At 45.7% G+C, this 1255-nt stretch carries 1 pseudogene; it reads left to right on the forward strand.

What is annotated here, in order from left to right:
• Positions 1-29: 29 nt before the first annotated feature.
• Positions 30-1255, forward strand: a pseudogene (locus A3729_RS19435) (fibronectin type III domain-containing protein); the annotation flags it as partial.

The raw sequence follows: 1255 nt of genomic DNA on the forward strand, positions 1-1255 counted from the left end.
AGACCGCTGATGCGCAAGGTAATCTTGCAATGAGTGAGGTTATGTCCTTCCGCAGTAAAGTTAGAGGCCATCAAGGCGATCCTCACTTTATGTCGGAAGTGGAGGTTCTCGAACTTAGCGGTGCCACGCTTAGTGTCTACTGGGAAACCGATGTAAACGCTGATGCGCGATTGGTATGTACAAGCGCCGCCGCGACGCTTGAAGTGCACGTATCTAAACCAACTAAGAAACACACGCTTACTTTGACCACTTTAGTGGAAGGTAATAGCTATACTTGTACCGCATATTCCACTGATCATCACGGATATACAGCAAGCAAGCAAATTAATACGCTTATCGAAGTTGCCTCTAGTAAGCTAAGAAGTATTTCAACAAGTTCAGACAACACTGCGCCAATTCTGACCGCAACACCGGTTCTTGAAAGTTTCGGTGAGCTTGCAAGCTTAAGCTTAGTAAGTGATGAATTGTCGGTTGTATTTGTAGAATATAGACCTGAAGGTTCTGCTGATTGGCAAGCAGCGGGCTCACAATCCGAGAAGCTGTCGCACTTTATTCTGCTTCAAGAGCTAATCCCCAATAGCAGCTATGAGCTACGATATGTGTTGGCTGACATTGTGGGCAACCAAACATCTTTCCAAACAATTTCTTTTAACTCCGGTAGCTTGATCGATCTACCCTTGCCTGCTTTCAGCTCGCAGCCGGACGTAAGCTTTATTTCAACAAACACCGCGCTTGTTGAATGGGCCAATACCGATCAAGCAATTGGCCAGGTAAGCTTTGGTACGGCGATCGATGACTTATCTTACAAAGAAGCCAATATAGATAGTGCGCTGAGTCACCAAGTGAATCTTGTGAACCTTGATCCTGCGACTCATTATTATGTTCGTGTAGACGCTTATAATTTACTTGGCGAAATGGTTAGCAGTGACACCCTTAGTTTTGTTACGTCTGCTACAAGCGATAATGCAGACAGTGATAATGACGGCTTGCCGGATGTATGGGAGATCCAGTTCGGCTTGGACCCACAAGATGCCAGCGATGCATTTATTGACCAAGACAACGATGGTTTGAGCAACCGAGAGGAATTCGCTGCGCAAACTGACCCTAATAGCGCTGATAGCGATGTGGATGGTATTCCAGATGGTTGGGAGTTTGATCACAACCTCAACCCAAATGATGCAGCAGATGCTAGCCTTGATACTAACAATGACGGCATAACGAATTTGGATGAATTCCTTAGTGCGGCAGATACTGA

It is taken from the genome of Oleiphilus sp. HI0043 (assembly GCF_001634935.1).